This window comes from Enterobacter cloacae complex sp. ECL411 (assembly GCF_021869665.1).
Classification (GTDB): domain Bacteria; phylum Pseudomonadota; class Gammaproteobacteria; order Enterobacterales; family Enterobacteriaceae; genus Enterobacter; species Enterobacter intestinihominis.
Genome location: NZ_CP091486.1, coordinates 736,696 through 762,947 on the forward strand (window position 1 = coordinate 736,696; position 26,252 = coordinate 762,947).

24 protein-coding genes are annotated in these 26,252 nt (G+C 54.8%); 19 read left to right on the forward strand and 5 right to left on the reverse strand.

Annotated features, from left to right (window positions below; genetic code table 11):
* The first annotated feature begins 14 nt into the window (after positions 1–14).
* The 3 genes from sgrT (at position 15) to L3069_RS03540 (ending at position 1,836) form a co-directional block, all read left to right on the forward strand.
* Positions 15–167: a glucose uptake inhibitor SgrT gene (sgrT, locus tag L3069_RS03530; protein ID WP_003856388.1), complete on the forward strand. Its 153-nt coding sequence runs from the start codon at positions 15–17 to the stop codon at positions 165–167.
* A 120-nt stretch (positions 168–287) separates the two neighbouring features.
* Positions 288–1,466: a sugar efflux transporter gene (locus L3069_RS03535; RefSeq protein WP_022647031.1), complete on the forward strand. Its 1,179-nt coding sequence runs from the start codon at positions 288–290 to the stop codon at positions 1,464–1,466.
* Between the two features lie 217 nt (positions 1,467–1,683).
* Complete coding sequence (locus L3069_RS03540) at positions 1,684–1,836, forward strand: Hok/Gef family protein (protein ID WP_010427008.1); 153 nt, start codon at positions 1,684–1,686, stop codon at positions 1,834–1,836.
* Positions 1,837–1,926: 90 nt separating this feature from the next.
* Here the strand turns inward: L3069_RS03540 and leuD are convergent, their stop codons facing one another.
* From leuD to leuL, 5 genes are all read right to left on the reverse strand, one after another.
* Positions 1,927–2,532, reverse strand: a complete 606-nt coding sequence (leuD, locus tag L3069_RS03545; protein ID WP_023299315.1) for a 3-isopropylmalate dehydratase small subunit — start codon at positions 2,530–2,532, stop codon at positions 1,927–1,929.
* Positions 2,533–2,542: 10 nt separating this feature from the next.
* On the reverse strand, positions 2,543–3,943 hold the full coding sequence (gene leuC / locus L3069_RS03550; RefSeq protein WP_038415324.1) for a 3-isopropylmalate dehydratase large subunit: 1,401 nt from the start codon (positions 3,941–3,943) through the stop codon (positions 2,543–2,545).
* A 2-nt stretch (positions 3,944–3,945) separates the two neighbouring features.
* Complete coding sequence (gene leuB / locus L3069_RS03555) at positions 3,946–5,037, reverse strand: 3-isopropylmalate dehydrogenase (RefSeq protein WP_038415326.1); 1,092 nt, start codon at positions 5,035–5,037, stop codon at positions 3,946–3,948.
* A complete protein-coding gene (gene leuA, locus L3069_RS03560; RefSeq protein ID WP_100167727.1) occupies positions 5,037–6,608 on the reverse strand; it encodes a 2-isopropylmalate synthase in 1,572 nt (523 codons plus the stop codon). Before leuA ends, leuB begins: the two co-directional genes overlap by 1 nt.
* 91 nt (positions 6,609–6,699) lie before the next feature.
* Positions 6,700–6,786 carry a leu operon leader peptide gene (leuL, locus tag L3069_RS27430; RefSeq protein ID WP_057979999.1) on the reverse strand — a complete coding sequence of 29 codons (87 nt, stop codon included), beginning with the start codon at positions 6,784–6,786 and terminating at the stop codon, positions 6,700–6,702.
* Between the two features lie 627 nt (positions 6,787–7,413).
* Between leuL and leuO the strand changes: the two genes are divergently transcribed.
* The 16 genes from leuO (at position 7,414) to L3069_RS03640 (ending at position 26,251) form a co-directional block, all read left to right on the forward strand.
* The gene (leuO, locus tag L3069_RS03565) at positions 7,414–8,358 is read left to right on the forward strand and encodes a transcriptional regulator LeuO (protein WP_038415328.1); all 945 of its coding nucleotides are present in this window, start codon (positions 7,414–7,416) and stop codon (positions 8,356–8,358) included.
* Positions 8,359–8,734: 376 nt separating this feature from the next.
* The gene (ilvI, locus tag L3069_RS03570) at positions 8,735–10,459 is read left to right on the forward strand and encodes an acetolactate synthase 3 large subunit (RefSeq protein ID WP_038415330.1); all 1,725 of its coding nucleotides are present in this window, start codon (positions 8,735–8,737) and stop codon (positions 10,457–10,459) included.
* 1 nt (position 10,460) lies between these two features.
* Positions 10,461–10,955, forward strand: coding sequence for an acetolactate synthase small subunit (gene ilvN / locus L3069_RS03575; protein WP_001252742.1), 495 nt, complete (start codon positions 10,461–10,463; stop codon positions 10,953–10,955).
* Between the two features lie 176 nt (positions 10,956–11,131).
* Entirely contained in the window at positions 11,132–12,136 is a 1,005-nt protein-coding gene (gene cra, locus L3069_RS03580; protein WP_003856369.1) for a catabolite repressor/activator, read from the forward strand.
* Between the two features lie 591 nt (positions 12,137–12,727).
* Entirely contained in the window at positions 12,728–13,186 is a 459-nt protein-coding gene (mraZ, locus tag L3069_RS03585; protein ID WP_014830641.1) for a division/cell wall cluster transcriptional repressor MraZ, read from the forward strand.
* A gap of 2 nt (positions 13,187–13,188) precedes the next feature.
* Positions 13,189–14,130, forward strand: coding sequence for a 16S rRNA (cytosine(1402)-N(4))-methyltransferase RsmH (gene rsmH / locus L3069_RS03590; protein ID WP_038415333.1), 942 nt, complete (start codon positions 13,189–13,191; stop codon positions 14,128–14,130).
* The gene (gene ftsL / locus L3069_RS03595) at positions 14,127–14,492 is read left to right on the forward strand and encodes a cell division protein FtsL (protein WP_003856363.1); all 366 of its coding nucleotides are present in this window, start codon (positions 14,127–14,129) and stop codon (positions 14,490–14,492) included. The genes rsmH and ftsL overlap by 4 nt, the downstream gene beginning before the upstream one ends.
* A gap of 15 nt (positions 14,493–14,507) precedes the next feature.
* Positions 14,508–16,274: a peptidoglycan glycosyltransferase FtsI gene (gene ftsI, locus L3069_RS03600; RefSeq protein ID WP_022647040.1), complete on the forward strand. Its 1,767-nt coding sequence runs from the start codon at positions 14,508–14,510 to the stop codon at positions 16,272–16,274.
* The gene (murE, locus tag L3069_RS03605) at positions 16,261–17,748 is read left to right on the forward strand and encodes a UDP-N-acetylmuramoyl-L-alanyl-D-glutamate--2,6-diaminopimelate ligase (protein WP_023305439.1); all 1,488 of its coding nucleotides are present in this window, start codon (positions 16,261–16,263) and stop codon (positions 17,746–17,748) included. The genes ftsI and murE overlap by 14 nt, the downstream gene beginning before the upstream one ends.
* Positions 17,745–19,103, forward strand: coding sequence for a UDP-N-acetylmuramoyl-tripeptide--D-alanyl-D-alanine ligase (gene murF, locus L3069_RS03610; RefSeq protein WP_038415337.1), 1,359 nt, complete (start codon positions 17,745–17,747; stop codon positions 19,101–19,103). Before murE ends, murF begins: the two co-directional genes overlap by 4 nt.
* The gene (gene mraY, locus L3069_RS03615; RefSeq protein WP_003856353.1) at positions 19,097–20,179 is read left to right on the forward strand and encodes a phospho-N-acetylmuramoyl-pentapeptide-transferase; all 1,083 of its coding nucleotides are present in this window, start codon (positions 19,097–19,099) and stop codon (positions 20,177–20,179) included. The genes murF and mraY overlap by 7 nt, the downstream gene beginning before the upstream one ends.
* A gap of 2 nt (positions 20,180–20,181) precedes the next feature.
* Positions 20,182–21,498 carry a UDP-N-acetylmuramoyl-L-alanine--D-glutamate ligase gene (gene murD, locus L3069_RS03620; protein ID WP_038415338.1) on the forward strand — a complete coding sequence of 439 codons (1,317 nt, stop codon included), beginning with the start codon at positions 20,182–20,184 and terminating at the stop codon, positions 21,496–21,498.
* Complete coding sequence (gene ftsW, locus L3069_RS03625; RefSeq protein WP_022647044.1) at positions 21,498–22,742, forward strand: cell division protein FtsW; 1,245 nt, start codon at positions 21,498–21,500, stop codon at positions 22,740–22,742. Before murD ends, ftsW begins: the two co-directional genes overlap by 1 nt.
* Complete coding sequence (gene murG / locus L3069_RS03630; RefSeq protein ID WP_038415340.1) at positions 22,739–23,803, forward strand: undecaprenyldiphospho-muramoylpentapeptide beta-N-acetylglucosaminyltransferase; 1,065 nt, start codon at positions 22,739–22,741, stop codon at positions 23,801–23,803. The genes ftsW and murG overlap by 4 nt, the downstream gene beginning before the upstream one ends.
* A 59-nt stretch (positions 23,804–23,862) precedes the next feature.
* Positions 23,863–25,338 carry a UDP-N-acetylmuramate--L-alanine ligase gene (gene murC / locus L3069_RS03635; protein ID WP_022647046.1) on the forward strand — a complete coding sequence of 492 codons (1,476 nt, stop codon included), beginning with the start codon at positions 23,863–23,865 and terminating at the stop codon, positions 25,336–25,338.
* Positions 25,331–26,251, forward strand: coding sequence for a D-alanine--D-alanine ligase (locus L3069_RS03640; protein WP_038415341.1), 921 nt, complete (start codon positions 25,331–25,333; stop codon positions 26,249–26,251). Before murC ends, L3069_RS03640 begins: the two co-directional genes overlap by 8 nt.
* Position 26,252 lies beyond the last annotated feature (1 nt).

Below are 26,252 nucleotides of genomic sequence, written 5' to 3' on the forward strand. Positions count from 1 at the left end.
CGAGGAGGTAAATTATGAAGAGGTCTACCGCACGTCAGTTTTATCAGCACTATTTTTCAGCGACAAAGGGAGTGTCCTGGCTGGCCCGCCAGTGCGCAGAGCAGCGGCTGAGAATACTGGAAGATCTGATGCAGTGGGACGTTACGAAACCGACCTCTTCTCGCTAACTCGCCTCGATCATGTGTGACTGAGTATTGGTGCTAATCACCCGCCAGCAAAATGTTTTTGCTGGCTTTTTTCGTTTACTATTTCACCCAATTTCGATTCGCTTTCATAAGGACTTGCGCATGCTCTGGTTGATGACGATGGGGCGACGCCTGAACGGCGTGTACGCCGCTTTTATGCTGGTGGCCTTCATGATGGGCGTGGCCGGTGCGCTACAGGCGCCGACGCTGAGCCTGTTTCTCAGTCGTGAGGTTGGGGCGCAGCCATTTTGGGTAGGCCTGTTCTACACCGTCAACGCCATTGCCGGGATCCTCGTCAGCCTGTGGCTGGCGAAACGATCCGACAGCCAGGGCGATCGCCGCAAGCTGATCCTCTTTTGTTGCGCCATGGCCGTGGGCAACGCGTTGCTGTTTGCCTTTAATCGTCACTACCTGACGCTTATCACCTGTGGCGTGCTGTTGGCCTCTCTGGCGAACACCGCCATGCCGCAGCTCTTCGCCCTGGCCCGGGAGTACGCCGACAACTCGGCGCGGGAAGTGGTGATGTTCAGCTCGGTGATGCGTGCGCAGCTCTCTCTCGCATGGGTCATCGGCCCCCCGCTGGCGTTCATGCTGGCGCTGAACTACGGTTTCACCGTCATGTTCACCATCGCCGCGGGAATTTTTGCCATCAGCCTGGCGCTGATAGCCTTTGTGCTGCCATCGGTGGCGCGCGTAGAGCAGGTGACGGACAAGCCCATCACCCAGGTAAGCGGCTGGCAGGATAAAAACGTCCGCATGTTGTTTATCGCCTCCACGCTGATGTGGACCTGCAACACCATGTACATTATCGATATGCCGCTGTGGATCAGCAGCGATCTGGGACTGCCCGACAAGCTCGCGGGGATCCTGATGGGCACCGCTGCCGGGCTGGAGATCCCGGCGATGATTCTGGCGGGTTACTACGTAAAACGTTTCGGAAAGCGTCGGATGATGGTCGTCGCCGTGGCGGCTGGGGTGGTGTTCTACGCGGGGTTAATCCTTTTCCATTCGCGTGAAGCTTTGCTGGCGTTACAGCTATTTAACGCGGTATTTATCGGAATCGTTGCCGGGATCGGCATGCTCTGGTTCCAGGATTTAATGCCGGGGCGAGCAGGCTCCGCGACCACGCTGTTTACTAACAGTATCTCTACCGGCGTGATTCTGGCAGGGGTGATTCAGGGGGCGCTGTCGCAAAGCTATGGACATGCATCCGTGTACTGGGTGATCGCAGCGATTTCGGTCATCACGCTTGTGTTAACGTGCCGGGTTAAAGACGTTTGATTCTGGAAGGCGGCTTCACGAAATGAAACGATTTTCTGACAGGAGCAGAGAAGGCGCATAAAGTGCGTGACGGGTGCTTGAGGCTGTTTGCCTCAGGCTTTCGCAAGAGGCAAACAGTGGAGAGTCCCACATCAAAAAAACTGATGGGGAGACCAACTTCACAACCAACATTGCGAGGTTAGTCTCTTCATTGCCGAAAAGCAATAAGGAGGCTGGAATGCCAAAACGTACTCTGCTGTTAGGTTTGTTTCTGATCTGTACGACGTTGTTGATCTTCACCTGGATGGTGCGTGACTCGCTGTGTGAGCTGCACTTCAGACAGGAGAAAACAGAGCTGGCGGCAGTGTTGGCTTACGAAGCAAAACGTTAGCGGTATTGGCGGGTTTTTTCCCCGCCTCTCCAGAGTGGTTACGCCTCAACGCACCCTTATCAATGGCCCGCGCCCTGCGGGCCATTGCCTTTAGCCCATAAACGCAGGTTGTTTTTTCTCGTAGGTGGAGATAGCCTCTTCGTGCTGCAGCGTCAGGCCAATGCTATCCAGACCGTTCAGCATGCAGTGGCGACGGAACGCATCAATGCTAAAGCTGTAGGTCTTGTCACCGGCTTTCACCACTTCTGCTTCCAGATCCACTTCAAACGACATCCCCGGATTTGCCTGCACCAGCGCAAACAGTTCATCGACCTGTTCGTCACTCAGCGTCACCGGCAGCAGCTGGTTGTTGAAGCTGTTGCCGTAGAAGATATCCGCGAAGCTTGGGGCGATAACCACTTTAAAACCGTAGTCGGTCAATGCCCATGGCGCGTGTTCACGCGACGATCCGCAGCCAAAGTTTTCCCGCGCCAGCAAAATGGAGGCGCCTTTGTATTCCTGAAAGTTCAGGACGAATTCCGGGTTCGGCACTTCGCCTTTATCGTCGAGGAAGCGCCAGTCGTTGAACAGATGCGCCCCAAAACCCGTGCGCGTCACTTTCTGCAAAAACTGTTTAGGAATGATCGCGTCAGTATCGACGTTAGCGGCGTCCAGCGGGACAACACGGCCCGTATGTTGGGTAAATTTCTCTGCCATGATTGTCTCCTTATTTCAGGCTGCGAATATCGGCGAAATGACCGGTGACTGCCGCAGCGGCGGCCATTGCCGGGCTGACCAGGTGGGTGCGCCCACCGCGGCCCTGACGGCCTTCAAAGTTACGGTTGCTGGTGGAGGCACAGCGCTCGCCCGGATTCAGGCGGTCGTTGTTCATCGCCAGACACATGGAGCAGCCGGGCAGGCGCCACTCGAAGCCTGCTTCGATAAAGATCTTATCCAGACCTTCCGCTTCCGCCTGGGCTTTCACCGGACCGGAGCCCGGCACAACCAGCGCCTGCACGCCCGGTGCCACTTTGCGGCCTTTTGCAATTTCTGCCGCAGCGCGTAAATCTTCGATACGGGAGTTAGTGCAGGAGCCGATGAACACTTTATCAATGCTCACGTCGGTCAGCGGTACGCCGGGTTTCAACCCCATGTAAGCCAGCGCCTTTTCCGCACTCGCGCGCTCGACCGGATCGGCGAAGGAAGCCGGGTCAGGAATGCTGTCGTTGACGGAAATGACCTGGCCCGGGTTGGTGCCCCAGGTGACTTGCGGGGCGATCTCTTCCGCCTGCAACGTCACAACGGTATCAAAAATTGCCCCCTCGTCCGTTTTCAGGGTTTTCCAGTACGCTACCGCGTCGTCAAAATTCTGTCCTTTCGGCGCATGAAGACGCCCCTTCACATAGTTGAAGGTGGTGTCGTCTGGGGCCACCAGGCCTGCTTTGGCACCCATCTCAATGGCCATGTTGCACAGGGTCATACGACCTTCCATGCTCAGCGCCTGGATAGCGTCGCCGCAGAACTCAACGACGTGACCGGTACCACCTGCACTGCCGGTTTTGCCGATAATCGCCAGCACGATATCTTTCGCGGTGATACCCGGCGCGGCTTTTCCCTTCACTTCAATCTTCATGGTTTTGGCGCGGCCCTGCTTCAGGGTCTGCGTCGCCAGAACGTGTTCCACTTCAGAGGTGCCAATCCCGAACGCCAGGGCGCCAAATGCGCCGTGCGTCGCGGTGTGGGAGTCGCCGCAGACAATGGTCATGCCCGGCAGAGTAATACCCTGTTCAGGCCCCATTACGTGGACGATGCCCTGATAGGGGTGGTTCAGATCGTACAGCTCCACGCCAAACTCGTTACAGTTCTTAATCAGCTCCTGCATCTGGATACGTGCCATCTCGCCAGATGCATTAATGTCTTTGGTCTGGGTGGAAACGTTGTGATCCATCGTGGCAAAGGTTTTACCCGGCTGACGCACCGGGCGCTTGTGCGCACGCAGGCCGTCAAATGCCTGAGGAGACGTCACTTCGTGTACCAGATGACGGTCGATGTACAACAGTGGGGTTTCGTCTGGCGTCTCGTAAACAACGTGCGCATCAAACAACTTCTCATATAACGTCTTAGCCATGATTACACCCCTTCAGCGACATAGCGGGCAATGATGTCGCCCATTTCATCGGTACTGACTGCCGCCGTGCCGCGTGCTAAATCACCGGTACGGACGCCTTCTTCTAACGCCCGGTTAATGGCGTTTTCAATTGCGGTTGCTGCATCGCCTGCATCCAGGCTGTAGCGCAGCAGCAGAGCCAGGGAGAGGATCTGCGCAATCGGGTTGGCGATGTTTTTGCCTGCGATATCCGGCGCGGAGCCCCCCGCCGGTTCGTACAGGCCAAAGCCTTCTTCGTTCAGGCTGGCCGAGGGCAGCATGCCCATGGAGCCAGTGATCATGGCGCATTCATCCGAGAGAATATCGCCGAACAGGTTGGAGCACAGCAGCACGTCAAACTGAGACGGATCTTTGATCAGCTGCATCGTTGCGTTGTCGATATACATATGCGACAGCGCAACGTCCGGGTACTGCTTAGCGACTTCACTGACGATTTCGCGCCACAAAATGGAAGACTGGAGCACGTTCGCTTTATCAATAGAGGTCACTTTACGGCGGCGTTTGCGCGCTGACTCAAACGCGATATGGGCGATACGTTCAATTTCAAAACGGTGATAGACCTCGGTATCAAACGCTTTCTCATGCTGACCGCTGCCTTCGCGACCTTTTGGCTGACCGAAGTAGATGCCGCCGGTCAGCTCACGCACGCAGAGAATGTCGAAACCGTTGGCCGCGATATCCGCGCGCAGCGGGCAGAACTCTTCCAGCCCCGGGTACAGCTTCGCCGGACGCAGGTTGCTGAACAGTTTGAAATGTTTACGCAGCGGCAGCAGCGCACCGCGCTCCGGCTGCTCTGCTGGCGGCAAATGTTCCCACTTAGGGCCGCCCACGGAGCCAAACAGCACGGCATCGGCATTTTCACAGCCTTCCACAGTGGCTTTCGGCAATGGCGTACCGTGGTTATCAATCGCAATACCGCCCACATCGTAGTGGCTGGTGGTAATTTTCATCGCAAAACGCGAACGAACGGCTTCCAGTACTTTCAGCGCCTGTGCCATCACTTCCGGGCCAATACCGTCACCCGGCAACACAACAATATGGTAATTCTTCGACATCACACGGTTTCCTTGTTGTTCTCTTTATTCTGAGCTTTGCGTTGCAACTCTTTTTCGACTTCGGCGGCGCGCCAGATGTTGTTCAGGACATGCACCATCGCTTTCGCGGAGGATTCGACGATATCTGTCGCCAGACCCACACCGTGGAAGCGGCGACCGTTATAATTGACGACGATATCCACCTGACCCAGGGCGTCTTTACCGTGCCCTTTAGCCGTCAGGTCGTATTTCACCAGCTCTACGTCGTACTCAGTGACGCGGTTAATCGCCTGGTAAATGGCATCCACAGGGCCGTTGCCGTTGGCGGCTTCCGCTTTAATTTCATCCCCGCAGGCCAGCTTCACGGAGGCGGTGGCGATGTCGCTTGAGCCGGACTGGACGTTGAAGTAGTCCAGACGGAAGTGCTCTGGCTCTTCCTGCTGTTTGTTGATGAATGCCAGCGCTTCCAGATCGTAATCGAACACCTGGCCCTTCTTGTCCGCCAGCTTCAGGAAGGCGTCGTACAGCTGATCCATGTTGTAATCGCTGTCCTTGTAGCCCATCTCTTCCATACGGTGCTTCACTGCCGCGCGACCAGAGCGTGAGGTCAGGTTCAATTGAACCTGGTTCAGACCGATGGATTCCGGAGTCATGATTTCGTAGTTTTCACGGTTCTTCAGCACCCCATCCTGGTGGATACCGGAAGAGTGAGCGAACGCGCCCGTACCGACAATCGCTTTGTTGGCCGGGATCGGCATGTTGCAAATCTGGCTGACGGTCTGGCTGGTGCGCCAGATTTCGTTGTGATTGATGCGTGTGTGCACGTCCATGATGTCTTTGCGCACTTTGATCGCCATGATCACTTCTTCCAGCGAACAGTTGCCTGCGCGTTCGCCGATGCCGTTCATCGCGCCTTCTACCTGACGCGCGCCGGCGTGCACCGCCGCGATAGCATTGCCAACGGCCAGACCCAGGTCATCGTGGGTGTGTACAGAGATAATGGCTTTATCAATATTTGGTACGCGGTCATACAGACCAGTAATGATGTTGGCAAACTCAAACGGCATGGTGTAGCCGACGGTATCCGGGATGTTGATGGTTCTGGCTCCGGCATTAATACCGGCTTCCACTACACGGGCCAAATCGTCAATCGGCGTGCGGCCTGCATCTTCACAGGAAAATTCCACGTCGTCAGTGTAGTTACGCGCCCGTTTAACCATATACACCGCACGTTCGATCACTTCATCCAGCGTGCTGCGCAACTTGGTTGCAATGTGCATGGGGGAGGTGGCTATAAAAGTATGGATACGGAAAGCTTCTGCAACTTTCAGGGATTCCGCGGCCACATCGATATCTTTCTCAACGCAGCGAGCCAGAGCGCACACGCGGCTGTTTTTGATGGTGCGGGCGATAGTCTGCACTGACTCAAAATCACCCGGCGAGGAGACAGGAAAACCGACCTCCATTACGTCTACACCCATGCGTTCCAGGGCCAGCGCAATTTGCAGTTTTTCTTTAACACTCAGGCTCGCCTGTAATGCCTGTTCACCGTCACGTAAAGTAGTATCGAAAATAACGACTTGCTGGCTCATGGGTTAGGTCCTTGTCAGTCTTAGGGCGCCTTGCTACGAGCATAAAAAAACCCGCGCAGTGGCGCGGGTTTTTAGTTTTACTGAAGACGATTCAACGCTGAATTTCGCCCGCCAGTCTACCGCGCACAGTGGATGCGTTTAGTAGTAGTAGACCGGTGAAACGAAGGGTGCGAATCATGAATCCTGCTCCAGGTGAATGCGATATGCTTTTAGTGGTACTGGATACGCCGACTCATGTCAACCCCTCCCCGACAAAACGGGGACCCAACGCAGGGAGAATACATTAGCTAATTGTGCTGGTTTGTGCGTGGCTAAACGATTTTATTGTCTATTATTGGACTGGGGATTCATCTCTGGAATAATTTGAATATAATTGGTAGCAATTGAACATACTATTTTCACCAACATGCTATGAAATGGAATGTGTTTCATATCATTGATTTATAAACTTCATGAATGATTTACGGGTAAGTAAGTTATCAAAATTGATATCAATTTGTTAATGAATATGCGTTGTATACTATTAATAGTTTATTAACGCTTAAGTCATTATTAATGAGAGCGTTGATTGTGTATTTGTCTGGTTTATGGTTTCATGCTCACAATAAAGTTTGAGATATCTTTTGAACGATTTTTAACTCTTCATTTATGGGGTGCGTAAAGCCGCTCGGTGAATGGGGCTCTTTATATATTCCGAATTTTAAATAATTTCCTTTCGCTTGTTGTATATGCATGGTAAATCATATTTTTCGAAGTTATTACTGTACCTGGGCAAAGGGAATTTAGCGTGACGGTGGAGTCAGAAATGCCAGAAAATAATATTAACCAACCACAGACTTATGATGGGGTTAAGCCTCAGTTACGCACAGTGGATCTTAACTTGTTAACTGTATTCGATGCAGTGATGCAGGAGCAGAATATTACGCGAGCAGCGCAATCTCTGGGAATGTCTCAGCCTGCCGTGAGTAATGCCGTAGCCAGACTTAAGGTGATGTTTAACGACGAGTTATTCGTTCGTTATGGGAGGGGAATTCAGCCTACAGCGCGTGCATTCCAGCTATTCGGTTCGATTCGTCAGGCGCTACAGCTGGTTCAAAATGAACTTCCCGGTTCGGGCTTTGAACCCTTAAGCAGTGAGCGGGTTTTCCATCTCTGTGTTTGCAGTCCGTTAGATAATTATTTGACGTCTGTTATATATAATAAAGTTGAACAGATCGCCCCAAATATTCATCTCGTTTTTAAATCATCATTAAATCAAAACACTGAACACCAGCTTCGTTATCAGGAAACAGAGTTTGTTCTGGGATACGAAGAGTTCCGCCGTCCAGAGTTTGCCTGTGTTCCGTTGTTCAAAGACGAAATGGTGTTAGTCGCCAGTAAAAAACATCCCCGTATGAATTCGCCGCTGCGTGAAAGCGATGTTTACAGTGAGCAACACGCCGTTGTTGCTCTTGACAGATATGCCTCATTCAGTCAGCCGTGGTATGACACCGCCGATAAACAAGCCTGCGTGGCTTATCAGGGAATGGCCATGGTCAGCGTATTAAATGTCGTTTCTCAGACGCAGTTAGTCGCTATTGCGCCGCGCTGGCTTGCTGAAGAGTTCTCCGATTCACTGAATCTGCAAATTTTACCTCTGCCGCTCAAGCTTAATAGCCGTACCTGTTATCTTTCCTGGCATGAGGCTGCGGGTCGGGATAAAGGGCATCAGTGGATGGAAGAGCTGCTGATCAATATTTGCCGTCGCTAGGTTCTGGTGAATAAACCGCATGGCGTCATGCGGTTTATTCTGCGGTTTTTAAAACTGGCGATATTATGTTCTGTGTTCATTTTTTCAGTTACTTATGCATGCTCAAAAATAGATGATTTCCTGATCCATCCTCTTTTTAAGAGATGAATTATTATTGTCTCCACTCATACCAGACGAATTCACCATATTCATGTCTGTCAGCTGTTTTTTCTGCTTTTATTGCTCATTCCCGCATCCCGTTTGCTAATTGCCTGCCTCATAACGAGCGGTTAAGGTATCCATCACTCTGCACATTATAAGATGGGTTTACCCTGTCAGAAGACGGCGCGGAAATGAATTCTGTAGACCGTCTATAACAAAAGCCTGGAGGCAAAGCATGGAGATGTTGTCTGGCGCGGAAATGGTCGTCCGATCGCTTATCGATCAGGGCGTGAAACAAGTGTTCGGCTATCCCGGAGGCGCGGTTCTCGATATTTATGACGCGCTGCACACGGTAGGCGGTATTGATCATGTTCTGGTTCGTCATGAACAGGCTGCTGTGCATATGGCTGACGGCCTGGCCCGCGCCACGGGCGAAGTGGGTGTTGTGCTGGTCACTTCCGGGCCGGGGGCGACCAATGCCATTACCGGCATAGCGACTGCGTATATGGACTCTATTCCACTGGTCATTCTTTCCGGACAGGTGGCGACGTCGCTGATTGGCTATGATGCGTTTCAGGAGTGCGACATGGTGGGGATCTCACGCCCCGTGGTGAAGCACAGCTTTCTGGTTAAACAAACTGAAGATATCCCGGGCGTACTGAAAAAAGCCTTCTGGCTGGCCGCCAGCGGTCGTCCTGGGCCAGTGGTTGTCGATCTGCCAAAAGATATTCTCAATCCGGCGAATAAACTGCCTTACCTTTGGCCTGAGTCGGTGAGCATGCGTTCGTATAATCCGACCACGCAAGGGCACAAAGGACAGATTAAACGTGCGCTTCAAACGCTGCTGTCTGCGAAAAAACCGGTGGTCTATGTGGGGGGCGGCGCCGTCAATGCAGCCTGCGAAACGCAACTACGCGAACTGATCGAGAGGCTCAATCTTCCTGTCGCGTCATCACTGATGGGGCTGGGGGCATTCCCTGCCACGCATCGGCAGGCGCTGGGCATGCTGGGTATGCACGGCACCTACGAAGCCAATATGACGATGCACAATTCTGACGTGATTTTCGCCGTCGGCGTGCGTTTTGACGATCGCACCACGAACAACCTGGCGAAATACTGCCCGAATGCGACGGTGCTGCACATTGATATCGATCCTACTTCTATCTCTAAAACGGTGCCGGCGGATGTGCCGATCGTGGGAGACGCACGACAGGTGCTGGATCAAATGTTGGATCTGCTGGCGCAGGAGACCGCCTCTCAACCGCTGGACGAGATCCGCGACTGGTGGCAACAAATCGAGCAATGGCGTGGCCGTCAGTGCCTTAAATACGACACGCAAAGTGAGAACATCAAACCGCAGGCGGTGATCGAGACGATCTGGCGTCTGACCAATGGCGATGCGTATGTCACTTCTGACGTGGGCCAGCATCAGATGTTTGCTGCGCTGTATTACCCGTTTGATAAACCGCGTCGCTGGATCAACTCAGGCGGGCTCGGCACGATGGGCTTTGGTTTGCCCGCCGCGCTGGGGGTAAAGCTGGCGTTGCCAAACGAAACGGTTATCTGCGTAACGGGTGACGGCAGTATACAGATGAATATTCAGGAACTTTCTACTGCGCTGCAATATGAACTGCCAGTGCTAGTGCTGAACCTGAATAACGGTTACCTCGGCATGGTAAAACAGTGGCAGGATATGATTTATTCGGGCCGTCACTCTCAGTCCTATATGAAATCACTTCCGGACTTTGTCCGTCTGGCTGAAGCCTATGGTCATATTGGCATGCGGGTAACCGATCCGTCAGAGCTGGAAGCGAAGCTCGGCGAAGCGCTTGAGCACGTAAAAAACAATCGCCTCGTCTTCATGGACGTTATCGTCGATGGCACAGAGCACGTTTATCCGATGCATATTCGTGGCGGTGGTATGGATGAAATGTGGTTAAGCAAAACGGAGAGAACCTGATATGCGCCGGATATTATCTGTATTACTGGAAAATGAGTCGGGCGCACTGTCGCGGGTTATTGGGCTCTTTGCCCAGCGCGGCTATAACATTGAAAGCCTGACCGTGGCACCGACCGATGACCCTACGCTCTCGCGCATGACGATCCAGACTGTCGGCGATGCGAAAGTGCTTGAGCAGATCGAAAAGCAATTGCACAAGCTGGTGGACGTGTTGCGCGTCAGCGAGCTGGGGCAGGGGGCTTACGTCGAACGTGAAGTGATGCTGGTGAAAATTCAGGCCAGCGGTTACGGCCGTGAAGAGGTCAAGCGCAACACGGATATTTTCCGTGGGCAGATTATTGACGTCACGCCTTCTATATATACTGTCCAGCTTGCCGGAACGAGCGATAAGCTGGACGCTTTCCTGGCCTCTGTCAGGGATGTGGCAAAAATTGTTGAAGTTGCGCGCTCTGGCGTTGTTGGCCTCTCGCGCGGCGATAAAATCATGCGTGAGTAGCGCAATAGGTTCGCCTCTTTCAGCCCGGTAGCCAAAGCCGGGCTTTTTTTTGCGTAATCCGCCGACAACGCAGACAAAAGCGGTTGCCGTGAAGGCTATTCTGCGTTTAGATGTTAAAATATTTAACCATAACCTTGACAGGGCCATGGACTCTTTTCTTTTTTTGAGGGGCAATTGTGAAACTGGATGAAATCGCCCGGCTCGCCGGCGTGTCGAGAACCACGGCCAGCTATGTGATTAACGGTAAAGCAAAGCAGTATCGTGTCAGCGATAAGACCGTTGAGAAAGTGATGGCAGTCGTTCGTGAGCATAATTACCATCCGAATGCTGTCGCCGCAGGTTTACGTGCCGGGCGCACCCGCTCTATTGGCCTGGTGATCCCGGACCTGGAAAACACCAGCTATACCCGCATCGCCAACTATCTGGAACGTCAGGCTCGTCAGCGGGGCTATCAGCTGTTGATTGCCTGCTCCGAGGATCAGCCCGACAACGAGATGCGCTGCATTGAGCATCTGCTGCAACGTCAGGTTGATGCCATCATCGTGTCGACCTCTTTACCACCCGAGCATCCGTTCTATCAGCGCTGGGCGAACGATCCATTCCCGATAGTGGCGCTGGATCGTGCGCTCGATCGTGAACATTTCACCAGCGTCGTGGGTGCCGATCAGGACGATGCAGAAATGCTGGCTGCCGAGCTGCGTACCTTCCCGGCTGAAACGGTGCTGTATCTTGGCGCTTTGCCTGAACTTTCGGTAAGCTTCCTGCGTGAACAAGGGTTCCGTACGGCATGGAAAGACGATCCGCGTGACGTTCATTATCTCTATGCCAACAGTTATGAGCGCGAAGCGGCTGCCCAGCTGTTCGAGAAATGGCTGGAAACGCACCCGATGCCGCAGGCGTTGTTTACCACCTCGTTTGCTCTGTTGCAGGGAGTGATGGACGTGACGTTACGTCGCGATGGCAAGCTGCCATCCGATCTGGCGATTGCTACCTTCGGTGATAACGAACTGCTCGACTTCCTGCAATGTCCAGTGCTGGCCGTGGCTCAGCGTCACCGCGACGTCGCCGAGCGCGTGCTGGAGATTGTTCTGGCAAGCCTGGATGAACCCCGCAAGCCGAAACCCGGGCTTACGCGTATCAAACGTAATCTCTATCGGCGCGGAATTTTGAGCCGCCATTAATATTTCCACAGGGGCGGTATAACTGCCCCTTTTGCGGCGAATTTATTGCGATAAATAATTCCCGGATAAAAATTAGGATTTATCTCTAAGATTCATAGCCTGCTATTTTTCTGAATCCATTTTGGTGTTAAAAAGCACAATTATAAATTTTTGACTGACATTTCTTTGTATTGTTTTGTTACAAACAGGCGCCAGCCGATGAATATTCAGCCATTTTTCACTCTCCCTCCAGGCCTCAATGCACACGAACGAATCCATATTGCCTCGGGATTAAACTGGTGCTGTTATCCCCCGGCGATATGCCTTAAAATGCTGCCCGCGTCGCAAACTGACACTTTATATTTCCCTGCGATGATATTGAGTGAGTCTTAACGCTCGTGTGCATATTCGGTTTTTTTCTTACAAATATTCATAACGTTAATTTTGCCTCGCCAGTTGTTTAGTTATTAGCCAGGTCACTCTTGCTCTGTAAATAGGATGCTTTCGGGTCCGTACAGAGAGAGTCCTGGCTTGACAAGCTTTTCCCTCGCTCCGTAAACTCCTTCAGGTGGGAATTTGTGGGTTAAAGTGGTGAGGAGGGATGAGGCTGGCATGTTCCGTGGAGCAACGTTAGTCAATCTCGACAGCAAAGGGCGTTTATCGGTACCAACCCGATACCGTGACCAGCTGATTGAGAACGCTTCGGGTCAACTGGTTTGCACCATTGACATCAACTCCCCCTGCCTGCTGCTTTATCCTTTGCCTGAATGGGAAATCATTGAGCAAAAGCTGTCGCGACTGTCGAGCATGAACCCGCAGGAACGCCGCGTACAGCGGTTGTTATTGGGACATGCCAGTGAATGTCAGATGGATAGCGCCGGGCGATTATTGATTGCGCCTGTGTTGCGGCAACATGCCGGTCTGACTAAAGAAGTGATGCTGGTCGGGCAGTTCAACAAGTTTGAACTGTGGGACGAAACGACCTGGTATCAACAGGTCAAGGAAGATATCGACGCTGAGCAGTCTGATTCCGCAACATTATCGGAACGGCTGCAGGACTTGTCTCTATAAATATGATGGAAAATTATAAACATACAACGGTGCTGCTGGATGAGGCCGTTAACGGCCTGAATATTCGTCCAGATGGCATCTATATTGATGGCACTTTTGGTCGCGGTGGCCACTCGCGTTTGATCCTCTCTCAGCTTGGAGCGGAAGGGCGCCTGCTGGCAATTGACCGCGATCCGCAGGCGATTGCCGTTGCGCAAACCATCGATGACCCTCGCTTTTCCATCGTGCATGGACCTTTCTCTGCGCTTGCGGATTATGTCGCCGAGCGCGGCCTGACCGGCAAAATCGACGGGATCCTCCTCGATCTTGGCGTCTCTTCACCACAGCTTGATGATGCAGAACGCGGCTTCTCCTTTATGCGCGACGGTCCGCTGGATATGCGTATGGACCCCACCCGCGGCCAGTCTGCCGCCGAGTGGTTACAAACTGCTGACGAAGCGGATATTGCCTGGGTGATCAAAACCTTCGGCGAAGAACGCTTTGGCAAACGTATTGCGCGCGCCATCGTGGAGCGCAACCGCGTTGAGCCAATGACCCGTACCAAAGAGCTGGCAGAAGTCATCGCGGCGGCAACGCCAGTGAAGGACAAGCACAAACATCCTGCGACCCGTACCTTCCAGGCGGTTCGTATCTGGGTAAACAGTGAACTGGAGGAAATAGAGCTGGCGCTAAAAAGCTCGCTCGACGTGCTGGCCCCGGGTGGGCGGTTATCCATCATCAGCTTCCATTCGCTGGAAGATCGCATCGTTAAGCGCTTTATGCGTGAACAGAGCCGCGGTCCGCAGGTTCCAGCTGGGCTGCCGATGACGGAAGAACAACTCAGAAAGCTGGGAGGCCGTCATTTGCGAGCATTAGGCAAGTTGATGCCGGGCGAAGAAGAGGTGGCAGAGAATCCACGTGCCCGTAGTTCAGTGCTGCGTATTGCAGAGAGGACGAACGCATGATCAGCAGAGTGACAGAGACCCTAAGCAAAGTTAAGGGATCGTTAGGAAGCAACGAGCGCCATGCCTTGCCTGGCGTGATCGGCGACGATCTTTTGCGGTTTGGGAAGCTGCCACTCTGCTTGTTCATTTGCATCATTGTGACGGCAGTCATGGTGGTAACCACCGCTCACCATACCCGTTTGTTAACTGCGCAGCGCGAACAGATGGTACTGGAACGCGATGCGCTGGATATTGAATGGCGAAATCTGATCCTTGAAGAAAACGCGCTCGGCGATCACAGCCGGGTTGAACGGATCGCAACGGAAAAACTGCAATTACAGCATGTTGATCCTTCGCAGGAAAATATCGTAGTACAAAAATAAGGGAAAACGCGACGCATGAAAGCAGCGGCAAAAACGCTAAAACCAAAACGCCAGGAAGAACAGGCCAACTTTATCAGTTGGCGTTTTGCGTTGCTTTGCGGCTGCATTTTACTGGCGCTGGGTTTCCTGCTGGGGCGCGTGGCGTGGCTACAAATCATCGCGCCTGACATGCTGGTGCGTCAGGGGGATATGCGTTCTCTGCGCGTGCAGGAAGTTTCTACCTCTCGTGGGATGATCACCGACCGCTCCGGCCGCCCGCTGGCGGTGAGCGTACCGGTGAAGGCGATCTGGGCCGATCCTAAAGAGCTGCATGACGCAGGCGGGATCACCCTTGATAACCGCTGGAAGGCGCTCTCAGACGCGTTGAAAATGCCGCTGGATCAGCTGGCGTCACGCGTTAACGCCAACCCGAAAGGGCGCTTCATCTATCTTGCCCGTCAGGTGAACCCTGACATGGCTGATTACATTAAAAAACTTAAGCTGCCCGGCATTCATCTGCGGGAAGAATCCCGCCGTTATTATCCTTCCGGCGAAGTCACCGCGCACCTGATTGGCTTCACCAACGTGGATAGCCAGGGGATTGAAGGCGTTGAAAAAAGCTTCGACAAGTGGCTTACCGGCCAGCCTGGCGAGCGAATCGTGCGTAAAGACCGCTATGGTCGCGTCATTGAAGATATTTCCTCGACAGACAGCCAGGCCGCGCACAACCTGGCCCTGAGTATTGATGAGCGCTTGCAGGCGCTGGTCTATCGTGAGCTGAACAACGCCGTCGCGTTTAACAAGGCGGAATCGGGCAGTGCCGTGCTGGTGGATGTGGCGACAGGTGAAGTGCTGGCGATGGCCAGTAGTCCCTCATACAACCCGAATAATTTTGCCGGTACAGCAAAAGATGCGATGCGTAACCGCTCCATCACCGATGTGTTTGAACCCGGTTCAACCGTAAAACCTATGGTGGTGATGACGGCTCTACAGCGGGGCATCGTCAACGAAAATACCGTTCTGAATACGATCCCTTATCGAATTAACGGCCACGAAATAAAAGACGTGGCACGTTACAGCGAACTGACCCTGACCGGGGTCTTACAGAAGTCGAGTAACGTCGGTGTGTCAAAACTGGCGTTAGCGATGCCGTCCTCAGCGTTAGTAGATACTTACTCACGTTTTGGGCTGGGAAAGGCGACCAATTTGGGGTTGGTCGGAGAACGCAGTGGCTTATATCCTCAAAAACAACGGTGGTCTGACATAGAGAGGGCCACCTTCTCTTTCGGCTACGGGCTAATGGTAACTCCCTTACAGTTAGCGCGAGTCTACGCAACGATTGGCAGCTATGGCATTTATCGCCCGCTGTCGATTACCAAAGTTGATCCACCGGTTCCGGGGGAACGTGTTTTCCCGGAATCTATCGTTCGTACCGTCGTACATATGATGGAAAGCGTCGCGCTGCCCGGTGGTGGTGGCGTGAAGGCTGCGATTAAGGGCTATCGTATCGCCATCAAAACCGGTACAGCGAAAAAAGTGGGGCCGGACGGCCGCTATATCAACAAATACATTGCCTATACCGCAGGCGTAGCGCCTGCAAGCAATCCGCGTTTTGCGCTGGTGGTCGTCATCAACGATCCGCAGGCGGGTAAATACTACGGCGGCGCCGTCTCCGCGCCTGTGTTCGGGGCTATTATGGGCGGCGTGTTGCGCACCATGAACATTGAACCGGATGCGCTGGCGACGGGCGAAAAAAGTGAATTTGTAATTAATCAAGGCGAGGGAACAGGTGGCAGATCGTAATTTGCGCGACCTTCTTGCTCCGTGGGTGCCTATGCTACCTGCGCGAGCACTGCGAGAGATGGTACTGGACAGCCGCGTAGCGGCTTCTGGCGATCTTTTTGTGGCAGTGGTAGGTCATCAGGCGGACGGGCGTCGTTATATCCCGCAGGCGATTGCGCAAGGTGTTGCTGCCATTATTGCTGAGGCCAAAGATGAGGCAACAGACGGTGAGATCCGTGAAATGCACGGCGTGCCGGTCATCTATCTCAGCCAGCTGAATGAGCGTCTCTCCGCGCTGGCAGGACGTTTTTACGACGAACCTTCCGACCAGTTAAAGCTTGTTGGCGTGACAGGAACCAACGGAAAAACCACCACCACTCAGCTGATGGCGCAATGGGCTCAGCTGCTGGGTGAAACCGGTGCCGTCATGGGCACGGTGGGGAACGGTATTCTGGGCAAAGTAAGCCCGACGGAAAACACTACAGGCTCGGCGGTTGACGTGCAGCGTGTGCTGGCAGGCCTTGCAGAGCAGGGGGCGACCTTCGCGGCGATGGAGGTCTCCTCCCATGGTCTGGTACAACATCGCGTGGCGGCACTGAAATTTGCCGCCTCTGTCTTTACAAACCTGAGCCGCGATCACCTTGATTATCATGGTGATATGGAGCACTACGAAGCGGCGAAATGGCTGCTTTATTCCACTCACCACCACGGGCAGGCGATCATTAACGCCGACGACGAAGTCGGTCGCCGCTGGCTGGAAAAACTGCCAGATGCGGTGGCGGTGTCGATGGAAGATCGCATTAATCCGAACTGTCGTGGCCGCTGGCTGAAGGCAGTCGAAGTGAACTACCACGATAGCGGGGCGACGATCCGCTTTGCTTCCACCTGGGGCGAAGGTGAAATTGAAAGCCGCCTGATGGGGGCTTTCAACGTCAGTAACCTGCTGCTGGCGCTGGCGACGCTGCTGGCGCTGGGTTACCCGATGGTAGATCTGCTGAAAACGTCTGAGCGTTTGCAACCGGTCTGTGGCCGCATGGAAGTGTTCAGTGCGCCGGGCAAGCCGACGGTGGTCGTGGATTACGCCCATACGCCGGATGCGCTGGAAAAAGCGCTGGAAGCGGCGCGTCTGCACTGCGCTGGCAAGCTCTGGTGCGTGTTTGGCTGCGGTGGCGATCGCGACAAGGGCAAACGTCCGCTGATGGGCGCCATCGCTGAGCAGTTCGCGGATATTCCCGTGGTGACCGATGACAACCCGCGTACCGAAGAGCCGAGGGCCATTATCAACGACATTCTGGCGGGCATGCTGGATGCGGGTCGTGCGCGCGTGGTCGAAGGCCGTGCGGAGGCCGTGACTAACGCCATTATGCAGGCGCAGGAGAACGATGTGGTTCTGCTGGCCGGTAAAGGTCATGAAGATTATCAGATCGTCGGCAATCGTCGTCTGGATTACTCAGACCGCGTGACGGCAGCGCGTCTGCTGGGAGTGGTGGCATGATTAGCATTACGTTAAGCCAGGCCGCTGCGGTATTGCAGGGGATGCTGCATGGTCAGGATCTGACCATCGAGGCTGTGACCACCGACACCCGTAAGGTGACGGCGGGCTGCCTGTTTGTGGCGCTGAAGGGTGAACGTTTTGACGCCCACGATTTTGCGCAACAGGCTAAAGATAACGGCGCGGGTGCGCTGCTGGTCAACCGTAAGCTCGATATCGATTTGCCGCAGATTGTGGTGAAAGATACGCGCCTGGCCTTTGGTGAGCTGGCGGCATGGGTTCGCCAGCAGGTGCCAACACGCGTCGTGGCGCTGACGGGCTCGTCGGGCAAAACCTCCGTTAAAGAGATGACGGCGGCGATCCTTAGCCAGTGCGGAAACACGCTTTATACGGCGGGCAACCTTAATAATGACATCGGTGTACCGATGACGCTGCTGCGCCTGACCCACGAGCATGAATATGCGGTGATTGAGTTAGGGGCTAACCATCAGGGCGAAATCGCCTGGACCGTGAGCCTGACGCGTCCGGAAGCGGCGCTGGTGAATAACCTGGCGGCGGCACATCTTGAAGGTTTTGGTTCGCTGGCCGGTGTGGCGAAAGCGAAAGGTGAAATTTATACCGGCCTGCCGGATGACGGCATCGCCATTATGAATGCCGATAACAATGACTGGCTGAACTGGCAGAGCATCATTGGTTCACGCAAAACCTGGCGCTTCTCCCCGAATGCGGCAAACAGTGATTTTTCGGCGACCAACATTCATGTGACGTCACACGGCACCGAGTTCACCCTCATGACCCCAACGGGCGACATCGACGTGCTGCTGCCGTTGCCGGGTCGTCATAACATCGCCAATGCGCTTGCTGCGGCAGCGCTCTCAATGGCGGTAGGGGCCTCACACGCTGCGATAAAAACTGGTCTGGCGAATTTAAAAGCCGTGCCGGGGCGTCTGTTCCCAATCCAGCTGGCTGAAAACAAACTCCTGCTGGATGACTCCTACAACGCTAACGTCGGCTCCATGACGGCGGCCGTGCAGGTCTTGTCTGAGATGCCGGGCTATCGCGTGATGGTTGTTGGCGATATGGCCGAGCTGGGTGATGAAAGCGAAGCCTGCCACGTACAGGTTGGCGAAGCGGCGAAAGCTGCCGGGCTTGACCGCGTACTGAGCGCAGGCACGCTGAGCAAGGCCATTTCCGATGCCAGTGAAGTTGGCGAACATTTTGCCGATAAATCTGCACTGATCGAACGCCTGAAGGCATTGATTACAGAAAAACAGATTGTGACTGTTTTAGTTAAAGGTTCACGTAGTGCCGCCATGGAAGAGGTTGTGCACGCATTACAGGAGAACGGGACATGTTAGTTTGGCTGGCCGAACATTTGGTCAAATATTATTCAGGCTTTAACGTCTTTTCCTATCTGACGTTTCGCGCCATCGTCAGCCTGCTGACTGCGCTGTTCATCTCGTTGTGGATGGGCCCGCGCATGATTGCCCGTTTGCAAAAACTCTCTTTCGGCCAGGTTGTACGCAACGATGGTCCGGAATCGCATTTCAGCAAGCGCGGTACGCCGACCATGGGCGGGATCATGATCCTGACCGCGATTGTGGTGTCCGTTCTGCTGTGGGCTTATCCGTCTAACCCCTACGTCTGGTGCGTGCTGACCGTTCTGGTTGGCTACGGGATCATCGGTTTTGTTGATGACTACCGCAAAGTCGTGCGCAAAGACACCAAAGGTTTGATCGCGCGCTGGAAGTATTTCTGGATGTCGGTAATTGCGCTGGGTGTGGCCTTCGCGCTTTACCTGGCAGGAAAAGACACCCCGGCCACCGAGCTGGTGGTGCCGTTCTTCAAAGACGTGATGCCGCAGCTGGGGCTGTTCTACATTCTGCTGGCTTACTTTGTGATCGTCGGCACCGGCAACGCCGTCAACCTGACCGATGGTCTGGACGGCCTGGCCATCATGCCAACCGTGTTTGTCGCGGGCGGTTTCGCGCTGGTGGCGTGGGCGACCGGTAACATGAACTTTGCAAACTACCTGCACATCCCGTACCTGCGACACGCTGGTGAGCTGGTGATCGTCTGTACGGCGATTGTCGGCGCGGGGCTGGGCTTCCTGTGGTTCAACACCTATCCGGCGCAGGTCTTTATGGGCGACGTCGGTTCACTGGCGCTGGGCGGCGCGCTGGGCATTATCGCCGTGCTGCTGCGTCAGGAGTTCCTGCTGGTGATTATGGGCGGTGTGTTTGTGGTTGAGACCCTGTCGGTGATTTTGCAGGTCGGTTCCTTCAAGCTGCGCGGTCAGCGCATCTTCCGTATGGCACCGATTCACCACCACTATGAACTGAAAGGCTGGCCGGAGCCGCGCGTCATTGTGCGCTTCTGGATTATTTCGCTGATGCTGGTGCTGATTGGCCTGGCAACGCTGAAGGTACGTTAATCATGGCAGATTACCAGGGCAAAAAAGTCGTTATCATCGGGTTGGGCCTTACCGGCCTCTCCTGCGTGGACTTTTTCCTTGCGCGTGGCGTGACGCCGCGCGTGATGGATACGCGCGTCTCTCCGCCGGGTCTGGACAAGCTGCCGGAGCAGGTTGAACGCCACCTGGGTGGTCTGAATGATGAGTGGCTGCTGGTCGCCGATCTGATTGTTGCCAGCCCGGGCATGGCGCTGGCGCATCCTTCGCTGAGTGCCGCGGCGGATGCAGGCGTTGAGATTGTTGGCGATATCGAACTGTTCTGCCGGGAGGCGCAGGCCCCGATCGTTGCCATTACCGGTTCAAACGGTAAAAGCACCGTCACCACCCTGGTGGGTGAGATGGCGAAAGCGGCGGGCAAAAATGTCGGCGTGTGCGGTAACATTGGTCTGCCCGCGTTGATGCTGCTCGATAAAGGGTGTGAGCTGTTTGTACTTGAGCTTTCCAGCTTCCAGCTGGAAACCACTTCAAGCCTGCATGCGGCGGCAGCGACGATCCTTAATGTCACCGAAGATCATATGGACAGATACCCGTTCGGCTTGCAGCAGTACCGCGCGGCCAAGCTGCGTGTCTATGAAAATGCCAAAGTCTGCGTGGTGAATGCCGATGATGCACTCACCATGCCGGTGCGTGGCGCAGACGATCGCTGCATTAGCTTCGGTATTAACATGGGTGACTATCACCTTAACCGCCAGCAGGGCGAAACCTGGCTGCGGGTGAAAGGTGAGAAGGTGCTGAACGTGAAAGAGATGATGCTCTCCGGCCAGCATAACTACACCAACGCGCTGGCGGCGCTGGCGCTAGCGGATGCCGTTGGCCTGCCGCGATCTTCAAGCCTGAAGGCGCTGACCACCTTTACCGGCCTGGCTCACCGTTTTCAGCTGGCGCTGGAACACAACGGCGTACGCTGGATTAACGATTCCAAAGCGACCAATGTGGGTAGCACCGAGGCGGCATTGAACGGTCTGCACGTTGAAGGCACACTGCATCTGCTGCTGGGCGGCGACGGTAAATCAGCCGATTTCTCCTCGCTGAAGCAGTACCTCAACGGTGATAACGTGCGCCTTTATTGCTTTGGCCGCGATGGCAGCGAGCTTGCGGCGTTGCGTCCTGAGGTCGCCGAACAAACCGAGACCATGGAACAGGCGATGCGCCTTATCGCCCCCCGCGTGAAGCCCGGCGATATGGTGCTGCTCTCGCCAGCCTGTGCCAGCCTCGATCAATTTAAGAATTTCGAACAGCGGGGCGATGTCTTTACCCGCCTGGCGAAGGAGTTAGGCTGATGCGTTTATCTCTCCCTCGCCTGAAAATGCCGCGTCTGCCAGGGTTTGGTATCCTGGTATGGCTGTTTACGGCGCTGAAAGGCTGGGTGATGGCTTCACGGGATAAAGATTCCGACAGCCTGATTATGTACGACCGCACGCTGTTCTGGCTCACGCTGGGGCTGGCTGCGACCGGCTTTATTATGGTCACCTCGGCGTCGATGCCTGTCGGACAGCGTCTGGCAAACGATCCGTTCCTGTTTGCCAAGCGTGACGGGCTGTACATCATTCTCGCGTTCTGCCTGGCAATGATCACCTTACGCCTGCCGATGTCGTTCTGGCAGCGGCACAGTACGGCCATGCTTATCGCCTCAATCATCATGCTGTTGATCGTTCTGGTCGTCGGGAGCTCCGTTAACGGGGCATCACGCTGGATCGCCTTTGGTCCGCTGCGTATTCAGCCTGCAGAGTTCACCAAGCTTTCGTTGTTCTGCTACCTGGCAAACTACCTGGTGCGTAAAGTCGACGAAGTTCGTAACAACCTGCGCGGCTTCTTAAAACCGATGGGCGTGATTCTGGTACTTGCGATCCTGCTGCTGGCGCAGCCCGACCTCGGTACGGTTGTCGTACTGTTTGTCACTACGCTGGCGATGCTGTTCCTGGCGGGAGCAAAACTGTGGCAGTTCATTGCCATCATCGGGATGGGGATTTCGGCGGTGGTGCTGCTGATCCTCGCCGAACCATACCGTATCCGCCGTGTGACCTCGTTCTGGAACCCATGGGAAGATCCGTTCGGCAGCGGTTATCAGCTGACACAGTCGCTGATGGCGTTTGGCCGCGGCGAAGTCTGGGGCCAAGGCCTGGGCAACTCGGTGCAAAAACTGGAGTATTTACCGGAGGCGCATACCGACTTCATCTTCTCCATTATTGGGGAAGAACTGGGTTATATCGGTGTGGTATTGGCGCTATTAATGGTATTCTTCGTCGCTTTCCGCGCCATGTCGATTGGCCGTAAAGCGCTGGAGATCGATCACCGCTTCTCCGGTTTCCTGGCCTGCTCAATTGGTATCTGGTTTAGCTTCCAGGCACTGGTAAACGTTGGGGCCGCAGCGGGTATGCTGCCGACCAAAGGTCTGACGTTGCCGTTGATCAGTTATGGTGGTTCGAGTCTGTTGATCATGTCGACGGCCATCATGTTTTTGTTACGCATAGATTATGAAACGCGTCTGGAGAAAGCTCAGGCGTTTACACGAGGTTCACGATGAATCAACCGAAGCGGTTAATGGTGATGGCAGGCGGGACCGGCGGACACGTGTTCCCGGGACTGGCGGTTGCGCACCATTTAATGGAACAGGGCTGGCAGGTACGCTGGCTGGGAACCGCAGACCGCATGGAAGCCGACCTTGTACCTAAACACGGTATCGAGATCGACTTTATTCGTATTTCTGGCCTTCGTGGCAAAGGGATCAAGGCGCTGCTGCTGGCGCCGGTGCGCATTTTCAATGCCTGGCGTCAGGCGCGCGACATTATGAAGCGCTTTAAGCCTGACGTCGTTCTGGGCATGGGCGGCTACGTTTCCGGTCCGGGAGGACTGGCGGCGTGGTCACTGGGCATCCCTGTTGTTCTGCATGAGCAGAACGGTATTGCCGGGTTGACCAACAAATGGCTGGCAAAAATCGCCACCAAAGTTATGCAGGCCTTCCCCGGGGCATTCCCGAAAGCGGATGTCGTAGGGAACCCGGTGCGTGTGGACGTGCTGGCGCTGCCGCTGCCAGATGCACGTCTGGCGGGCCGAGAAGGGCCGGTGCGCGTGCTGGTTGTCGGCGGTTCCCAGGGCGCACGTATTTTAAACCAGACGATGCCACAGGTTGCGGCAAAACTGGGTGATGCGGTGACCATCTGGCACCAGAGCGGGAAGGGCGCTCAGCAGAGCGTTGAGCAGGCTTACGCGCAGGAAGGTCAGCCGCAGCATAAAGTGACTGAATTTATTGATGATATGGCCGCAGCCTATGCCTGGGCCGATGTCGTGGTCTGTCGCTCGGGTGCGCTGACGGTGAGCGAAATCGCCGCCGCCGGTTTGCCGGCGCTGTTTGTGCCGTTCCAGCACAAAGACCGACAGCAGTACTGGAATGCGCTGCCGCTTGAGAAAGCGGGTGCCGCGAAGATTTTTGAGCAGCCACAATTTACCGCTGATGCGGTCGCCACTACCCTGGCGGGCTGGAACCGGGATGTATTACTGGAGATGGCGCAACGCGCACGCGCGACCGCTATCCCGGATGCAACGGAACGGGTGGCAAAAGAAGTGAGCCTGGCAGCCCAGGCATAATTCTCGCAGCGTGTGTTGCGCTGCACGATTTTTTTGAAGTAGTCGATGGCGTTTAGAGAATGAATACACAACAACTGGCAAAACTGCGTTCTATCGTGCCCGAGATGCGTCGCGTCCGGCACATTCACTTTGTCGGCATCGGTGGTGCTGGCATGGGCGGTATTGCCGAAGTGTTAGCTAACGAAGGCTATCAGATCAGCGGGTCTGACCTGGCGCCAAACCCTGTTACGCAGCAGCTGGCGTCGCTGGGGGCGACTATCTATTTCAATCATCGCCCGGAAAACGTGAGCGATGCGAGCGTGGTTGTAGTGTCCAGCGCGATCTCCGCGGATAACCCGGAAATCGTTGCGGCGCATGAGGCGCGCATTCCGGTGATCCGTCGCGCGGAAATGCTGGCGGAACTGATGCGTTTCCGTCACGGCATTGCGGTGGCCGGTACGCACGGTAAAACCACAACAACAGCGATGGTCTCCAGCATTTATGCGGAAGCGGGTCTCGACCCAACGTTCGTTAACGGTGGTCTGGTGAAAGCCGCTGGCGTGCATGCGCGTCTGGGCCACAGCCGTTATCTGATTGCGGAAGCGGATGAAAGCGACGCGTCGTTCCTGCATTTGCAGCCGATGGTGGCTATCGTCACCAATATCGAAGCTGACCATATGGATACCTACCAGGGCGACTTCGAGAACTTAAAGCAGACCTTTATTAATTTCCTGCACAACCTGCCGTTCTATGGCCGTGCGGTGATGTGCGTGGACGACCCGGTGATCCGCGAGCTGCTGCCGCGCGTCGGGCGTCAAATTACCACCTACGGCTTCAGCGAAGACGCTGATGTACGCGTGGAAGATTATAAGCAGATTGGTGCGCAGGGGCATTTCACCCTGGCACGCCAGGATAAAGAGCTCCTGCATGTCACCCTGAACGCGCCGGGACGTCACAATGCCCTGAATGCGGCGGCGGCGGTGGCTGTTGCAACGGAAGAAGGCATTGATGATGAGGCGATCCTGCGCGCGCTGGAAAGCTTCCAGGGAACGGGCCGTCGCTTCGACTTCCTGGGTGAGTTCCCACTGGAGCCAGTAAACGGTAAGCCAGGTTCTGCGATGCTGGTCGATGACTACGGTCACCATCCGACGGAGGTGGACGCAACCATCAAAGCGGCACGCGCGGGTTGGCCGGAAAAGAATCTGGTCATGATCTTCCAGCCGCACCGTTACACACGTACCCGCGATCTGTATGACGATTTTGCCAACGTCCTTTCGCAGGTCGATACCCTGCTGATGCTGGATGTTTATGCCGCGGGCGAAGCGCCGATTCCGGGCGCGGACAGTCGGTCTTTATGTCGTACCATCCGCGGACGCGGTAAAGTGGACCCTATCCTGGTCCCCGACCCGGTGCAGGTAGCTGAAATGCTTGCCCCGGTCCTGACGGGTAACGATCTGATCCTGATTCAGGGTGCGGGAAATATCGGCAAAATCGCCCGTACCTTAGCTGAAATCAAACTGAAGCCGCAAACTCAGGAGGACGAGCGTCATGGCTGATAAGATTGCTGTCCTGTTTGGCGGCACTTCCGCCGAACGCGAGGTTTCTCTGAATTCGGGCGCTGCCGTGCTGGCGGGCCTGCGTGAAGGTGGCGTGGACGCGCATCCGGTTGATCCGAAAGAGGTGGACGTTACGCAGCTGAAAGCGATGGGCTTCGATAAAGTCTTTATCGCGTTGCATGGCCGCGGCGGTGAAGACGGCACGTTGCAGGGGCTGCTGGAGCTGATCGGTATGCCGTACACCGGCAGTGGCGTGATGGCATCCGCTATCTCCATGGATAAACTGCGCAGCAAACTGCTGTGGCAGGGGGCGGGTCTGCCCGTTGCGCCATGGGTTGCACTGACGCGCCGTGAATTTGAATTGGGCTTGTCGGACAGCGTTAATACACGCATTGCGGCACTGGGCTTACCGGTTATTGTGAAGCCTAGCCGTGAAGGGTCGAGCGTGGGAATGTCCAAAGTTGATAAAGCTGTAGATTTGGCTGACGCTTTAGCTCTGGCATTTCAACATGATGAAGAAGTTCTGATTGAAAAATGGCTTAGCGGGCCGGAATTTACCGTCGCGATGCTTGGTGAAGAAATTTTACCGTCAATTCGCATCCAACCCGCCGGAGTCTTCTATGATTATGAGGCGAAGTATCTCTCTGATGAGACGCAATATTTCTGCCCAGCTGGTCTTGAAGCACAACGTGAAGCGGAATTACAGTCTCTGGTGCTTAAAGCCTGGAATGTTTTGGGATGCCGAGGCTGGGGACGAATTGATGTGATGCTTGACGGTGACGGGCAATTTTATCTGCTGGAAGCAAACACGTCTCCGGGTATGACCAGCCATAGCCTTGTGCCGATGGCGGCGCGTCAGGCGGGAATGAGCTTCTCGCAATTAGTCGTACGTATTCTGGACCAGGCGGGCTGAT

Excerpts from the sequence above, each read along its gene's own strand:
- sgrT (WP_003856388.1), top strand. The coding sequence starts at position 15 with ATGAAGAGGTCTACCGCACGTCAGTTTTATCAGCACTATTTTTCAGCG.
- L3069_RS03535 (WP_022647031.1), top strand. The coding sequence starts at position 288 with ATGCTCTGGTTGATGACGATGGGGCGACGCCTGAACGGCGTGTACGCC.
- L3069_RS03540 (WP_010427008.1), top strand. The coding sequence starts at position 1,684 with ATGCCAAAACGTACTCTGCTGTTAGGTTTGTTTCTGATCTGTACGACG.
- leuD (WP_023299315.1), bottom strand. The coding sequence starts at position 2,532 with ATGGCAGAGAAATTTACCCAACATACGGGCCGTGTTGTCCCGCTGGAC.
- leuC (WP_038415324.1), bottom strand. The coding sequence starts at position 3,943 with ATGGCTAAGACGTTATATGAGAAGTTGTTTGATGCGCACGTTGTTTAC.
- leuB (WP_038415326.1), bottom strand. The coding sequence starts at position 5,037 with ATGTCGAAGAATTACCATATTGTTGTGTTGCCGGGTGACGGTATTGGC.
- leuA (WP_100167727.1), bottom strand. The coding sequence starts at position 6,608 with ATGAGCCAGCAAGTCGTTATTTTCGATACTACTTTACGTGACGGTGAA.
- leuL (WP_057979999.1), bottom strand. The coding sequence starts at position 6,786 with ATGATTCGCACCCTTCGTTTCACCGGTCTACTACTACTAAACGCATCC.
- leuO (WP_038415328.1), top strand. The coding sequence starts at position 7,414 with ATGCCAGAAAATAATATTAACCAACCACAGACTTATGATGGGGTTAAG.
- ilvI (WP_038415330.1), top strand. The coding sequence starts at position 8,735 with ATGGAGATGTTGTCTGGCGCGGAAATGGTCGTCCGATCGCTTATCGAT.
- ilvN (WP_001252742.1), top strand. The coding sequence starts at position 10,461 with ATGCGCCGGATATTATCTGTATTACTGGAAAATGAGTCGGGCGCACTG.
- mraZ (WP_014830641.1), top strand. The coding sequence starts at position 12,728 with ATGTTCCGTGGAGCAACGTTAGTCAATCTCGACAGCAAAGGGCGTTTA.
- rsmH (WP_038415333.1), top strand. The coding sequence starts at position 13,189 with ATGATGGAAAATTATAAACATACAACGGTGCTGCTGGATGAGGCCGTT.
- ftsL (WP_003856363.1), top strand. The coding sequence starts at position 14,127 with ATGATCAGCAGAGTGACAGAGACCCTAAGCAAAGTTAAGGGATCGTTA.
- ftsI (WP_022647040.1), top strand. The coding sequence starts at position 14,508 with ATGAAAGCAGCGGCAAAAACGCTAAAACCAAAACGCCAGGAAGAACAG.
- murF (WP_038415337.1), top strand. The coding sequence starts at position 17,745 with ATGATTAGCATTACGTTAAGCCAGGCCGCTGCGGTATTGCAGGGGATG.
- mraY (WP_003856353.1), top strand. The coding sequence starts at position 19,097 with ATGTTAGTTTGGCTGGCCGAACATTTGGTCAAATATTATTCAGGCTTT.
- murD (WP_038415338.1), top strand. The coding sequence starts at position 20,182 with ATGGCAGATTACCAGGGCAAAAAAGTCGTTATCATCGGGTTGGGCCTT.
- ftsW (WP_022647044.1), top strand. The coding sequence starts at position 21,498 with ATGCGTTTATCTCTCCCTCGCCTGAAAATGCCGCGTCTGCCAGGGTTT.
- murG (WP_038415340.1), top strand. The coding sequence starts at position 22,739 with ATGAATCAACCGAAGCGGTTAATGGTGATGGCAGGCGGGACCGGCGGA.
- murC (WP_022647046.1), top strand. The coding sequence starts at position 23,863 with ATGAATACACAACAACTGGCAAAACTGCGTTCTATCGTGCCCGAGATG.
- L3069_RS03640 (WP_038415341.1), top strand. The coding sequence starts at position 25,331 with ATGGCTGATAAGATTGCTGTCCTGTTTGGCGGCACTTCCGCCGAACGC.